Source organism: Rahnella sp. BIGb0603 (assembly GCF_024808755.1).
Lineage (GTDB): Bacteria > Pseudomonadota > Gammaproteobacteria > Enterobacterales > Enterobacteriaceae > Rahnella > Rahnella contaminans.
Genome location: NZ_JANUEX010000005.1, coordinates 450,290 through 464,359, shown reverse-complemented (window position 1 = coordinate 464,359; position 14,070 = coordinate 450,290). Strand labels below are relative to the sequence as shown.

Genomic DNA, 14,070 nt, shown 5'->3' with positions numbered 1-14,070 from the left:
ATTTATCTCACTGCACTTATGTTGTCGACAAAAATATTGTAGTCAAGATGTGGGAAAAGCTGGAAACACGTAATGAACACCCGTTATCAAATGAACCAGATAGGACAATTTCGCGCAAATAGTAATACTTCTCATCGGGGTTGTGAATGTGTAACGAAGAGTTTGAAATTAGGTAAATTATTATAAGTGAGATTACTCTTTGTGCGGCTACCAGGTATGGCATTGATATTTAATAATTAAATAATTTAACTTATTCAAATAAATGATATTTAAACGCTGATTTATAGCTTTTAAGTCTATATGGGCGCACTATTTGCCCACGAGAGCGTCGTTTGGTGTGAGGAATGTGACAGAGATCACTAAGAAGTATGATTTTGTGTGAACCTTTTGGTGAGTTTTACTGACGTGGGCTGCAAGTAGCTACAGATAGCCTTCGATTAAGGTCTTCATTTCTTTAGTAATATGTTCTACCAGACGGCTTTTCGGGATCTGCGGCGGGAATACGGCAAGATAGGCAATACTTATGTCTGGCGTAAAGGGCTTGAGCACAATATCGCTCTTGTGGCTGCGCGCCGTAATGTAATCAACGATGCCGATGCCCAGATTATTCCCCGCCATGATGCAGCAATTATTAAGCGACGTTTCGATAGGGTTGTTCATATACAAGTCGAGGCGGCTCATGACCTGATCCAGCTGTTCTCGCAGCGGCGTTTTCCGGCCGGGAATAATGGGGCGATAGCGGGTCAGATCCATGGCGGTGACCACATCCTGTTTCGCCAGCGGATGCCTCGGCGACATCACGGCCACGGCTTTGGCGGTTGCCAGCATCTCGGCTTCCAGCCCTTTCACATCGGGCTTTCCGAAGATAAACCCTACGTCGTACTGGTTGCCGGTCACCACATCCATAATGTGCGTCGTGCTTTCGATATCGAGAAACAGCGAGATATCCGCAATCTCTTCAATCAGCGGCGGCAGAACGTGTTCGACGCACAACGGCGAAAGCGCCGCGACGCTGCCGATGCGCAAAACACTGCCTTTTGAATGACGGATTTCGTCGGCGATACGTGAAATATGTTCAAGTCCGAGGTAAAGACGTTCGACTTCACGGTACAACTTGATGGCATCGTCGCGCGGAATCAGCCCGCGCCCGTCGCGGTCAAACAGCTTCAGATCGATGGCATATTCAAAGTCACGGATCAGCCTGCTGACCGCGGGCTGCGTGATATTCATCATATTCGCCGCCGCCGTAATCCCGCCAGTGAGGATCACTTTGTGAAAGGCTTCGACCTGTCGGGGATTAATTTTCATAATATTTCCTCAGAATCCATAACATTTGTTTATGGATGTAACACAAAATACAATTTTCAATCCAGAAGTCCACCCCCTAGACTCCAATTTACGATCTGTCACACATTGCCTGAAAATCTAAAAAAATTAAGGGTTAAATGCATGAGAAAGTCCGTTCTGGCCGCAGTGTTTTCCTCGGCGCTGGCCACCATTTCAGGGTTTCAAACCTTTGCGGCACAAGCTGCTGACCTGAATATTGGTCTTGCTGCGTCAACGACTTCGATGGATCCTCAGTTTTACGTGGGTGGTGCCAACAGCGCGATGGCCCGCAACATCTTCGACGGCCTGGTGAATCAGGACGAAAAACAACACATTTCGCCTGCACTTGCCGTCTCGTGGAAAGTTATCAACGACACCACCTGGGAATTCGCATTGCGTCCCGGCGTTAAATTCCACGACGGCAGTGACTTCTCCGCCAAAGACGTGATCGCCAGCATCAAACGCGTGGCACTGGCGTCTAAAAACAGCCCAAGCGCCTACACGCCTTACGTCAACGACATTGCTGACGTCACCGAAGTGAACCCGTTAACGGTGAGAATTGTCACCAAAACGCCTACACCTTTATTGCTTAACAACCTGAGTCGCGTGGCAATTTTACCGGCACGTCTGGAAACGGTGCCGTCGCAAACCCTGAACGAAGGGAAAGACGTTATTGGTACCGGGCCTTTCAAATTTGTCAGCTGGACGCCGGACGACAACGTGGTGCTGGCGCGCAATGACCAGTACTGGGGCGGAAAATCGCAGTGGGACAAAGTCACGTTGCGCGTCTTCAAAAACCCGAGCGCACGCGTGGCCGCGATGCGTTCCGGTGACGTGGATTTAATTGAAAGCGTGCCGACGGCGGACGGGCGGGATCTGGCGAAACAAACCAGCCTGCGTCTGGAATCTGTCGCCGGTAACCGCATTTTGTATTTACACCCGGATCAGGATCGCGATGTGTCGCCGTTTGCCAAAGGGCCGGACGGTAGCAATCCGCTGAAAAAACGGGAAGTGCGTGAGGCGATGTCGCTGGCGATTAATCGTCAGGCAATCGTTGACCGCATTATGGACGGGCAGGGCGTTCCGGCGTCACAGCTGGTGCCGAAAGGGTATTTCGGTTACACGCCGTCGATTGCCGCACCGGTTTATGATCCGGCAAAAGCCAAACAGCTGCTCGCGCAGGCCGGATATCCGGACGGGTTTACCCTGACGTTCCACGCGTCAAACGATCGTTACCCGAACGATTCTAAAATTGCGCAGGCGCTGGGTCAGATGTTCAGCCGCGTTGGCATTAAAACCGACGTCGTGACCATGCCGGGCAGCGTGTATTTTTCGCGTGCATCCAAACGCGATTTCAGTCTGATTATGGGCGGTGCGGCGATCGAAACCGGTGAGGCGTCCGGTGTACTCGGGCCGTTGCTCGAAACTTTCGGGCCGAACGGCGGGCAGGGTAACCGCGGGCGTTACTCGAATCCTGAATTTGATCAAACGCTGGCCAAAGCGCGGGAAACCCTCGACGACGGCCAGCGCGAAAAGCTGTTGCAACAGGCCACAGAGATTGCGATGAAGGACGAAGGCACCATTCCGCTGCTGTTCCTCTCGTATACCTGGGCGATGAAAACCCCTTACAGCTACACCGGCCGATCTGATGGCTACACATTGCCGTACTTTGTCCATCAAAAGTAAGTGTTCAGCGGCATAAGAACACGGACAACGTGCATACCGAACCAAGGCGGGAATAGAGCACCAACACCAGGGTTGTTCTAAGAAAAGAGAGAGAAGCTATGACTTCTTTTAGCGGTGTGTATCCCTATCTGGTTTCGCCGGTTACCCCCGACGGCCAGATAGACAAACCGGTGCTCACGGCACTGGTCGGGCATCTGATTGATAGCGGCGTGCACGGTCTGACGCCGTTGGGCAGTACAGGTGAGTTTGCTTATCTCAGCGCAGAGCAGCGCACTGAGATAGTCAAAACCGTCGTCGAAGCCGCTCGGGGCCGCGTTCCGGTAATCGCCGGAGTCGCAGCCACCACCATCCAGGACGCCGTCGCGCAAACCGCTCGCTACGCCGCTCTGGGTGCCGACGGTATTCTGGCGATCCTGGAGGCGTATTTCCCGGTGCCCGAACAGGGCGTGGAAGATTACTTCCGCGCCATCGCGCTGGCCGCCGGAAAACTGCCCGTCGTGCTCTACACAAATCCGCAATTCCAGCGTTCCGATCTCAGCCTGCCGGTGATTGAGCGGCTGAGCCATGTTGAAAACATTAACTATATTAAAGATGCGTCGACCAACACCGGGCGGCTGCTGTCGATCATTGAACGCACGCAAGGGCGGATGCAGGTCTTTGCCGCGTCGGCGCATATTCCGGTGTGTGTGATGATGATTGGTGGCGTGGGCTGGATGGCCGGACCGGCCTGTATTGTCCCGAAACAGAGCCTCGCGCTTTATGAAGCCGCACGCCAGGGCGACTGGAAAAAAGCCATGGAACTGCAACGGCCGCTGTGGCGCATCAACGAAATCTTCGCCAAATATTCGATTGCCGGATGCATCAAAGCCGCACTGCAATTGCAGGGATTTGAAGTCGGTGATCCGCTCCCGCCGCAAATTCCGCTCAATGATTCTGCGCGTCAGGAAATTGCAGAAGTCCTGCGTTCGGTCGGTGCCTTATGAAAACTCTGCCAGTGATTATTGACTGCGATCCGGGCATCGATGATGCCATTGCGCTGCTCAGTGCTTTTGTTGCACCGCAGCTGGACATTCTCGGCATCTGCACGGTGTGCGGTAATCAGCCGCTGATGAATACCACCCGCAACGCGCTGCAAATTACCGAACTGGGTTATCGTGTGGACATTCCGGTATTTGCCGGATGCCATCAGCCGATGCTGCGCGCGCCCATCCACGGCCAGTTCCACGGTGAAAACGGCCTGGGGAATACCGCGTTTCCGGCACCCAAAAAGCAGCCTGAAACTCAGCACGCAGTTAATTTCCTTATCGACAGCTGCGAGCAGGCGATTGCGGATAATCAGCCGCTGACGCTTTGCGTACTCGGGCCGCTGACCAACCTTGCCACGGCGCTGCGCATCAAACCGCACATCGCCGCCGGTATTTCCCGCGTGGTGCTGATGGGCGGCGCGTACCGCGAAGCCGGTAACCGCACCATGACTTCCGAATTCAACATGCTGGCCGATCCGCACGCCGCGCATATCGTTTTTTCCAGCCCGCTTAACATCACGGTTTTACCGCTCGACGCGACGCATCAGGTTATTCTGACGCCGGAACATGTGGCGAAGTTTGTGAAAGTTTCCGGCCGTATTTCTGCGCAACTCGGTGAGCTGATGGCGTTTTGGGATCGCAACGACGTGCGCCGTTATGGTTCCCGCGGCGGGCCGTTGCACGATCCGCTGGTGATCGCGTATGTCCTTGCGCCGGAGCTGTTCGGCACGGAAAAAGCACGGGTCTTTATCGAACATAACAGTGAGTTATGTCTGGGGCAGACCGTCGCCGACTGGTACGGAAAATCGGGCGAAACCCCGAACGTCGATATTGTGACACGCGTGGATGCGAACAAAGTCTTCGCGCTGTTTTACGAACTGCTCTCACGCTATGCCGGGAAATAATCCTATGACGCAGCGCATCATTATTGATACCGATCCGGGCGTGGATGACGCCATTGCGCTGTGGCTGGCGCTGGCTTCGCCGGAACTGGACGTGCTCGGCGTGACGGTGGTCGCCGGAAATGTGGCGCTGAAAGACGCCGTACAGAATGCCTGCAAAATTGTCGCGCTCTCGGGAAAAACTGCGACGCCGGTGTTTGCCGGTGCGCCCGGTCCGCTGGTGCGTGAACAGGTTTACGGCAAATACGCACATATCGGCGCGTTCAGAAATGAGCTGGTGCCGGATTGCGAACTGCAACCACAGGCGGAACACGCCGTCGATTTTCTGGTGCGCACGCTGAGAATAGCTGCCGGAGACAACGACCCGGTGACTCTGTGCGTCATTGGCCCGATGACCAATATTGCGCTGGCGCTCGGGATGCACCCGGACGTGGCACGAGGCATTAAACAAATCGTCACCATGAGCTGCGCGTTTACCGCGCTCGGGCACCGCGTGCCCTGGGCTGAATTTAACGTGTACGCCGATCCGCACGCGGCGGAAAAAGTGTTTAACAGCGGCGTTCCGCTGGTGATCATGCCGCTGGATATGACGTTTCAGGCGCTGATTGGCACCGATGATATTGACGCCCTGAAACAGGATGGCGGCCTTCCGGGGCAGGCTATTGCGGCGCTGCTGGGCGCGTTTGATCGCAGCGATTTACGCCGTTTTGGCCGGGACGGCGGGCCGGTTCATGACGCCACCGCGATCGCCTGGCTGCTACAGCCGGGGCTGTTCGATGGTTTACCTGCCCGCGTGGGCGTTGAGATCTCCGGCAAAACCGCCGGTTATACCTATGCTGATTTCTGGCAAAAACTGGCGACACCGCCCAATGCGCACGTCATGCAGACCGTCGATGAATACGGATTCTTCAGCCTGCTGCGCCGCGTGATTTCCCGCTATGGTACTGCCCTAAAATGAGCCGATATCTGCTCGGCCGGTTCGGACAAACGTTACTGACGCTGTTTGTGATGTCGCTGCTGGTGTTTGGCGGCGTTTATCTGGTGGGAAATCCGGTGGATCTGCTGCTCAGCACCACCGCAACGCCCGCCGAACGGCTCAGCGTGATCCAGTCTTTCGGCCTCGACAAACCGGTGTGGGAACAGTACGGCCTGTTTCTGGTTAACGCGCTGCACGGCGACATGGGCAACTCCTTTATCTACAACCAGCCCGCGCTGCACCTGATTTTTCAGCGGATGCCCGCCACGCTCGAACTGGCGCTGGTGGCGTTTGTGCTGGCGCTGGTGATTGGGATCCCGCTCGGCGTGTATGCCGGTTTGCGCCCGGACGGCTGGCTTTCCAAATCCATCATGACCGTCTCGATTTTAGGTTTCAGCCTGCCCACATTCTGGATCGGGCTGATGATGATTATGTTTTTCAGCGTCAAACTGGGCGTTCTGCCCGCGTCGGGGCGTGGTGCAACGATGGACGTTTTTGGCGTACCCGTCAGCCTGTTTACCGCTGACGGCCTCGCTCATCTGGTCCTGCCTGCGTTCAATCTCGCATTGTTCAAGATCTCACTGATTATCCGCCTGACCCGCGCCGGTGTGCTCGAATGCCTGCAACAGGATTTCATCCGTTTTGCCCGCGCCAAAGGGCTTTCTGAAAGCCGCATCGTGCTGGTTCACGTTCTGAAAAATACGCTGATCCCGCTCATTACCGTCATCGGTCTGGAGCTGGGATCACTGATTGCGTTTGCCGTCGTTACTGAAACCATTTACGCCTGGCCGGGAATGGGCAAACTGATTATTGACTCGATTGCGGTGCTCGACCGGCCGGTGATTCTGGCATATCTGATGATCACAGTAGTGATGTTCAGCCTGATCAACCTGCTGGTGGATGTGTTGTACGTGCTGGTCGATCCGCGTGTGCGGCTGGGAGGCGAAAGCTGATGACATCTGATTCAGTACATACGCGAAACGTCGTGCAGGGCAAAGCGCATTCGGCGTTTTATCACACTGCGCGCGCGCTGCTGCGCAATAAATTCTCCCTTTGCGGCCTGATTATTTTAGGGATTGCCATTTTGCTGGCAGTGCTCGCGCCGTGGATTTCGCCGCAAAACCCGTACGATTTATCGCAACTCGACATTATGGATGGTCGCCTCAAACCGGGCACGGCCAGCATGAGCGGCATGATCTACTGGCTGGGCACGGACGATCAGGGGCGCGATTTACTGAGCGCCATTCTTTATGGCATGCGAACCAGCCTGCTGGTCGGCGTTTCAAGTGCGCTGATCGCCCTGACTATTGGCGCAGCGCTGGGGCTGACCAGTGCGTATGCCGGCGGCAAAACCGATGCGCTGATCATGCGCGTTGTCGATATCCAGCTGAGTTTCCCGCCGATCTTAATCGCGCTGATTTTGCTGGCGGTGCTCGGGCAGGGCGTCGATAAAATTATTCTGGCGCTGATCGTCACGCAGTGGGCGTACTACGCGCGCACGGTGCGCGGTTCGGCGCTGCTTGAACGCCGCAAAAGTTACGTGGACGCCGCACGCAGCATGGCGCTGTCGAACCCGCGCATTCTGTTTCGCCACATTTTGCCCAACTGTCTGCCGCCGCTGATTGTGGTCGCAACCATGCGCATTGCCTACGCGATCATGCTTGAGGCCACGCTCTCGTTTCTTGGCATCGGCCTGCCGGTGACCGAACCATCGCTGGGCTTACTCATCGCCAACGGCTTTGATTACCTGATGTCCGGCGACTACTGGATCAGCGTCTTCCCCGGCGTGACGTTGCTGGTGCTGATTGTCGCCATCAACTTAGTCGGTGATGCGCTGCGCGACATCCTTAACCCCCGGAATAAGGATTGAAGATGCACAATCCGGTTTTACAGGTCGAAAGCCTTAATACTGCTTTCAGCGCAGACGGCGAATGGCTGAACGTCGTGCGGGATCTTTCCTTCTCGATTGGCCCGAAAGAAACGCTGGCACTGGTGGGCGAATCCGGCTCCGGGAAAAGCGTGACGGCGATGTCGGTCATGCGTTTGCTGGATGAAAAACAGGCCCGCTATTCGGGAAAAATCCAGTTCGGCGGGCAGGATTTGCTCAGCCTGAACGCGCGCCAGATGCAGAGTATTCGCGGAAATCGCATCGGAATGATTTTTCAGGAACCGATGACCAGCCTGAATCCGGTGCTGAAAATCGGTGTCCAGATTACCGAAGTGCTCAAACGCCATCGCGGCATGGATGACGCCACCGCGCGCGCCGAAGCTGTCCGGTTGCTGGAAAAAGTGCGTATTCCGGCAGCCACCTCCCGGCTCAATGAATATCCGCTGAGCTTTTCCGGCGGCATGCGCCAGCGGGTGGTGATTGCCATCGCGCTGGCCTGTAATCCGCGTTTATTAATTGCAGACGAACCGACCACGGCGCTGGATGTCACTATTCAGGCGCAAATTCTGGCGCTGATAAAATCGCTTCAGGAAGAAGAGGGGATGTCGGTGTTGTTCATCACGCACGACATGGGCGTGGTGGCGGAAGTCGCTGACCGCACGCTGGTGATGCATCGCGGCGAAGCGGTGGAACAAGCCTCAACGCGCGAAATTTTTCATCTGCCGCAACACGCTTATACCCGCGCGCTGCTTTCTGCGGTGCCACGGCTCGGCGCGATGGAAGGTACGACGCTGCCCACCCGTTTTCCGCTGACGGACACGCGCACCGGAGCACTGCTGCCGGTCGCCGAACCGGTCAACACGATACGCGACGGGCCGCCAGTGCTCGACGTAAAAAACCTGATCACGCGTTTTGATGTGAAATCCGGCCTGCTGCGGCGCGTGACGGCGCGCGTCCATGCGGTTGAAGATCTCTCGTTCAGCCTGCAACCGGGCGAAACGCTCTCGCTGGTCGGGGAATCGGGCTGTGGAAAATCGACCACCGGCCGCACGATTTTGCGCCTCACCGAAGCCACCTCCGGCGACGTGCTGATCACCGGTCAGGATATCCGCCGGGCAGATCCGGCGCATCTGACGGAAATCCGCACGCAGGCGCAGATGATTTTTCAGGATCCATATGAAAGCCTGAATCCGCGGATGCGAATCGGCCAGGCAATTGCTGAACCAATGATGAGCCTCGGCCTGCACAATGCAGAAGGGGCAAAACGCCGCGTCGCGCAGCTGCTCGAACAGGTCGGGCTGCAAAGCAATATGGCGTCCCGATTTCCGCATCAGTTTTCAGGCGGCCAGCGTCAGCGGATCTGCATCGCGCGCGCACTGGCGCTGGAACCTAAAATGATTATCGCCGATGAAGCCGTCTCGGCGCTGGACGTCTCCGTAAAAGCGCAGGTGATCAATCTGATGCTCGATCTCCAGCAGGAACTCGGGCTGGCGTATCTGTTTATCTCGCATGATATGGCCGTCGTGGAACGCATCAGCCACCGCGTGGCGGTGATGTACCTGGGGGAAATCGTGGAAATGGGTTCGCGCGCAGACATCTTCGAAAACCCGCAGCACGCCTATACCCGCAAACTGCTGGCCGCCGTGCCGGTGCCCGACCCGGATGTCCGCCGTAAACGAGCCATCGCGCCGGAAGAACTCGCCAGCCCGCTGCGCAGCGCCAGTTATCTGCCGCCCGCCCGGCATTACCGCGAAGTCAGCGCGGGGCATTTTGTGCAGGTTTGAATGAAATATCCGATCAGATAAGAAGAGAGAATTAAAATTAATTTTTTAGCCATATAGCCACTTTCCCGCACGCGCTGATTCAGCCAACATTTTGAGCGTTAATGGTAGTGGCTCCTCGTAATCATCTCCGCAGGTGCATAACGCAAAAATTGACAGGCCAGACGCCTCAATTGGCCAGTACTTCAAGAAATCAAACCCCTGAGGTTCAACCTGGAATTTCTCGAAATATTCTTTCATGATGTCGTCCCCGGTTTCACACGCCCAGACATAACGGCCGGTAGAAAGGCTGGTATCAATAGTGACCGGCCTGCGTTTTTTAGAGAAATAACCCGGTTTGTTATAACGCTCATTGTACCAATTTATGATTTCCTCATTACTTACCATAGGCGATCTTTCTCATTGGCAATGGTGTTAAAACGGTTAGTGGTTTTGCAGGCAATTGTAGCAACATCATCCGCGAGTATTACCCAACCAACAAAAGGGATCCATCGGCCAACAAATGCCCCGAGATTTGTTACGTAGGAGAATTTTAACCGCCGGATACTCCCGTTAGTTAGAGTAGGCCATTGCTTAACCTCTATATTAAGCCATTGCCTCAGATGATAACTTAATATCGAGGTTCCAGGTGTTGCGCCAAGAGGTTTGGCACGTGTCGCTTTCATGGGCTGGCCGAGAACAATCAGAGCAAGGTTTGCAAAATCGGTAATCCCTACCTGTTTGCCGGTTTCATCCAGAAAAACCCAAAAGAACAGTTCCCCTGGTGATAAATTAGATAACCCGTTGAAGTAGTAGCCACTGGTTTGTTCGGTAGTATCCATATTTTGTTACCCGGTTATGCGCTCATTCCATGCATCACTGTACTGGATGTTTCCATCCAAATATTTCCATGTGATTTTCTGATAGCGCAGTTGAATGGCTTCCTTATGGCCAACATTTATCACCGTTTTTGTGTCATGCATCATCGGGACGACAGAGACGATCTTCACGCCTTCCATGAACATGTTGAAATATTCAACTTCATGACCCGCGTCATTGATCCAGTACCATTTCAATTCTGCTGAGTTCAGGGTCTGGCCGGTGGCCACAGCTTTGTATAGATAAGGTGAGGAGGAATCAAAATCCTTCTCAACCTGCATTGCTCCATGTACCCGCGTACCCGTGAGTTTTCCCGTGCCACTATCAGTGGGAATACTGAGGGAATGATTGAACGATGTGATTTCGATTGAGTGCTCGCGACCTCTGGCATCTACTGACCCCTTAATCAGTGCTCCGCCATCGTCTTTGAGCCATAAGTAAGCTGGAATTGCCATATTTAACTCCCTGTTATTTGTGTGACAACACCGTATGCTTCCCCGCGCCTGTTAACAATTAGTGATTGATTATTCATGTTATTTTCAGAAGAGTAGTACATGAAATCGATAACTTATCCCCGAAGAAACCAGTCACTTTTACTCAGCACATTTCTGCGGATGCCAGCCGGGATCCGCTCGTTACGCAACTTAGTTACAACATACTTTATATGTGGAGAGATTTTCTGTCCGCGTTATCTGTATGTGCCCTGCAAACCGGCGGCATAAGATCCCTCTGTAAGCCGCATCGCAGGCGGGCTCTGGCTTAGTCCAAATGGTCATTAGAAATACCCTAACGGTCGTTATAAATAATCTTGACCCGGTGACGGCGATCACGTTTTATTACGATCAATATACATGTCCGTAATAATTCACCTCACTAAGGATAACAATAATGACTGAGTGCTCATCGCTGGACACCCGGCCAGAGACGTCTGCTTTTCGCCGCTGGCTGGCGGTCTTTTCACTGGCCTGCGGCACCTTTGTTCTGGTTAACACTGAATTTCTGCCTATCGGCCTGCTGTCGCCGATTGCGCAATCTCTGGGCGTGACGGAAGGCCACGCCGGGCTGGCGGTGATGTTGCCGGGGCTGGTTGCGGCAATTTCTGCGCCGCTGATTATGCTTTTCGCCAAAAAAATGGATCGCCGGAATCTGCTTTTACTGCTCTCGGCGTCAGTGATTCTGGCAAACGGCATCGCGGTAATGGCGGAATCGTTCAACGTTTTACTGATCGGACGCATCATTCTGGGCATCGGTGTCGGCGGTTTCTGGTCGTTTGCTATTCCGTCCGGGCGCAGGCTGGTGGCGGAAGAGCAGGGCGCACGCGCCATTTCGCTGATCACCGCCGGTGTGGCCGTCGGAACCGTGGCGGGCGTTCCGGCAGGGGCGTTTATCGGCGATCTGTACGGCTGGCGGATGGCGTTTACCCTCAATTCGGCGCTGGCGCTGGTTTTCTTCGTGCTGCAATGGCTGGCGCTGCCTTCTTTACCCGCGCAGCAGTCCATCGGCCTGCGCGCAATGCTCGGCGTGACGAAAGTGGCGGGGATCCGTTATGCGTTGATCATCGGCGTCTTTATGGCGGGCGGCCATTTCGCGGCTTACACCTATCTCGAACCCTGGCTGCGCTTTAACCTGAAACTGCCTGCCAGCGATATTTCCTTATTGCTGATGGGCTACGGGGTTGCAGGGCTGATAGGCACGCTGACGACGGAAATCACCGTGCGTGAATTTGGCGTGAAGAAAGCCTTCATGCTGAACATGTTGCTGCTGAGCCTTTCGGTGCTGGCGTTGTCACTGCTAAACCTGCCGTTGCCGCTGGCCAGCGCGCTGGTGATCCTCTGGGGGTTGGCGTTTGGTGCGCTGCCGGTGTGTCTGAATATCTGGACTTATCAGGCATCGCCCGCTTTGTTTGAAACCGGTTCGGCATTACTGGTTTGCGTATTTCAGACCTCGCTGGCGCTGGGCGCGTTGTTTGGTGGGATCCTCGCGGACAACGCCGGTGTCAGCAGTGCGTTTCTTCTCGGCGGCGCGCTCACGCTGCTGGCGGGCATCACCATTTTCCTGTCACACCCGCAGCCCGTTGCACTGCGTTCCGCCAAAGAATGATCGTTTGCGATCAGGAAATCTTTCCACGTAAGCGATCCTGACCTCTCAGAAGCCTGCCTCCGGCGGGCTTTATTTGATTTAAGGCAATTTCAGTTCAATTATTGTTCGCACGAATTCCACCGCCCTGCTATTTTTTTAATGGGATTTAACCGGAGGGAGTGCGTTATATGAGAGTGTTGAGGAGTGAAAGGGACTATATATCGTGGATGTTTGAAGACTACTTCCGGTTTTCAGATGCCCCGATCTCCCCTTTAATGAGCGATGAAGAAATCCAGCAGGCTCTTGTTGAATTGCATCCTGATTCTTTCCCCTGCATTGGCTATTTAACATCTTCATCAAGTGGTTGTATTTACGAAGTAAATTATATTTCTCCTGATACGGTTTCTGCGTGGGCAACGGAATTGAATGTAAGATAATATTATTTTACTTGTAATGATATACCCCAGAAAAAACATGGTCTTAAGAATAATCCTAGGCCATGTTTTGTTTTTATTGAAACAGGTTGTATAAAGGTAAAACAACAAATTCACAACATTCTGGTTATCGTTTTATTGAATTAACGTATAAATTCCCGCCCGAAAATCCCCTTTTTGCATTAGGTTATTTCTTTTTCGTATTTGCTCATGTGAAAACGTTTTGAAACACTGTGTCTGTAAAGCTACGGCTTCAATTTGAACACTTCTTTATTCACGGAAAGAGTAAACCCCATGCGTACCGCAATAAAAATTACACTCCTGGCGTTATCGCTGGTTGGCGCTCTGGCGCTGACCGCTTGTGACCAAAAATCTCAAGAGAACCACATTAAAGTAGGCATCAGTGCAGGTATCGATCAGCAGATGTGGGAAACCATTAAGAAAACGGCCAAAGATAAATACAATCTGGACGTAGAAGTGGTGACCTTCAACGATTTCGTGCTGCCTAACTCTGCACTGAGCAGCGGCGATATTGACGTCAATTCCTTCCAGCACCGCCCGTATCTCGACAAACAAGTGAAAGAACGTGGCTATAAACTGGTGGAAGTGGGTAAAACCTTTGTTTATCCGATAGCTGCGTATTCACGTAAAATCAAATCCATCGATCAGCTGAGCGATGGCGCGCAGGTTGCCGTGCCGAACGACCCGACTAACCTTGGCCGCTCGCTGTTGCTGCTGCAAAAACAAGGGCTGATCAAACTGAAAGACGGCGTGGGTTTGTTGCCAACGTCGCTGGATATCATTGAGAACCCGAAACATCTCAAGATTGTTGAGATTGAAGCTCCGCAGCTGACCCGCGCAATTGACGATGACAAAATCGAACTGGCGGTGATCAATACCACGTATTCCGGTCAGGTTGGCCTGACGCCGGGCAAAAACGGTCTGTTCGTGGAAGACAAAGATTCGCCTTACGTGAACATTATTGTGGCGCGGGAAGATAACAAAGACAGTCAGGCTGTAAAAGAACTGGTTGAAGCTTATCAGACTGATGCAACAGTTAAAGCGGCGGACGCCATCTATCACGGTGACGCGGTAAAAGGCTGGTAAGTACACAG

General features: G+C 53.7%; 14 protein-coding genes. 10 read left to right on the top strand and 4 right to left on the bottom strand.

What is annotated here, in order from left to right:
* Window positions 1-420: 420 nt before the first annotated feature.
* Window positions 421-1,308 carry a LysR family transcriptional regulator gene (locus M2403_RS16240; RefSeq protein WP_165059880.1) on the bottom strand — a complete coding sequence of 296 codons (888 nt, stop codon included), beginning with the start codon at window positions 1,306-1,308 and terminating at the stop codon, window positions 421-423.
* A gap of 141 nt (window positions 1,309-1,449) precedes the next feature.
* Between M2403_RS16240 and M2403_RS16235 the strand changes: the two genes are divergently transcribed.
* From M2403_RS16235 to M2403_RS16205, 7 genes are all read left to right on the top strand, one after another.
* Window positions 1,450-3,012 (top strand): ABC transporter substrate-binding protein, encoded by a 1,563-nt coding sequence (locus M2403_RS16235; RefSeq protein WP_152326721.1) that lies wholly within the window; start codon window positions 1,450-1,452, stop codon window positions 3,010-3,012.
* Between the two features lie 98 nt (window positions 3,013-3,110).
* Window positions 3,111-3,995 (top strand): dihydrodipicolinate synthase family protein, encoded by an 885-nt coding sequence (locus M2403_RS16230; protein ID WP_152326722.1) that lies wholly within the window; start codon window positions 3,111-3,113, stop codon window positions 3,993-3,995.
* A complete protein-coding gene (locus tag M2403_RS16225; RefSeq protein ID WP_165059876.1) occupies window positions 3,992-4,942 on the top strand; it encodes a nucleoside hydrolase in 951 nt (316 codons plus the stop codon). The genes M2403_RS16230 and M2403_RS16225 overlap by 4 nt, the downstream gene beginning before the upstream one ends.
* 4 nt (window positions 4,943-4,946) lie before the next feature.
* Window positions 4,947-5,897: a nucleoside hydrolase gene (locus tag M2403_RS16220; RefSeq protein WP_259230073.1), complete on the top strand. Its 951-nt coding sequence runs from the start codon at window positions 4,947-4,949 to the stop codon at window positions 5,895-5,897.
* Window positions 5,894-6,868, top strand: a complete 975-nt coding sequence (locus M2403_RS16215; protein WP_259230071.1) for an ABC transporter permease — start codon at window positions 5,894-5,896, stop codon at window positions 6,866-6,868. Before M2403_RS16220 ends, M2403_RS16215 begins: the two co-directional genes overlap by 4 nt.
* A complete protein-coding gene (locus tag M2403_RS16210) occupies window positions 6,868-7,785 on the top strand; it encodes an ABC transporter permease (protein WP_259230070.1) in 918 nt (305 codons plus the stop codon). Before M2403_RS16215 ends, M2403_RS16210 begins: the two co-directional genes overlap by 1 nt.
* A gap of 2 nt (window positions 7,786-7,787) precedes the next feature.
* Window positions 7,788-9,587 carry an ABC transporter ATP-binding protein gene (locus M2403_RS16205; RefSeq protein ID WP_259230067.1) on the top strand — a complete coding sequence of 600 codons (1,800 nt, stop codon included), beginning with the start codon at window positions 7,788-7,790 and terminating at the stop codon, window positions 9,585-9,587.
* Between the two features lie 45 nt (window positions 9,588-9,632).
* On the opposite strand, the gene M2403_RS16200 is transcribed toward M2403_RS16205, so the two are convergent.
* From M2403_RS16200 to tssD, 3 genes are read right to left on the bottom strand one after another with little or no spacing between them, the layout of a single operon-like run.
* Entirely contained in the window at window positions 9,633-9,971 is a 339-nt protein-coding gene (locus M2403_RS16200; protein WP_165059868.1) for a DUF1493 family protein, read from the bottom strand.
* On the bottom strand, window positions 9,965-10,405 hold the full coding sequence (locus M2403_RS16195) for an STM2901 family protein (RefSeq protein ID WP_165059866.1): 441 nt from the start codon (window positions 10,403-10,405) through the stop codon (window positions 9,965-9,967). Before M2403_RS16195 ends, M2403_RS16200 begins: the two co-directional genes overlap by 7 nt.
* Before the next feature lie 6 nt (window positions 10,406-10,411).
* Window positions 10,412-10,897: a type VI secretion system tube protein TssD gene (gene tssD / locus M2403_RS16190; protein WP_259230065.1), complete on the bottom strand. Its 486-nt coding sequence runs from the start codon at window positions 10,895-10,897 to the stop codon at window positions 10,412-10,414.
* A 433-nt stretch (window positions 10,898-11,330) separates the two neighbouring features.
* On the opposite strand from tssD, the gene M2403_RS16185 reads away from it, so the two are divergent.
* From M2403_RS16185 to metQ, 3 genes are all read left to right on the top strand, one after another.
* Window positions 11,331-12,542 (top strand): MFS transporter, encoded by a 1,212-nt coding sequence (locus M2403_RS16185; RefSeq protein WP_217153699.1) that lies wholly within the window; start codon window positions 11,331-11,333, stop codon window positions 12,540-12,542.
* 206 nt (window positions 12,543-12,748) lie between these two features.
* Entirely contained in the window at window positions 12,749-12,958 is a 210-nt protein-coding gene (locus tag M2403_RS16180; RefSeq protein WP_152326732.1) for a hypothetical protein, read from the top strand.
* 291 nt (window positions 12,959-13,249) lie between these two features.
* Window positions 13,250-14,062, top strand: coding sequence for a methionine ABC transporter substrate-binding lipoprotein MetQ (gene metQ / locus M2403_RS16175; RefSeq protein ID WP_217153697.1), 813 nt, complete (start codon window positions 13,250-13,252; stop codon window positions 14,060-14,062).
* Window positions 14,063-14,070 lie beyond the last annotated feature (8 nt).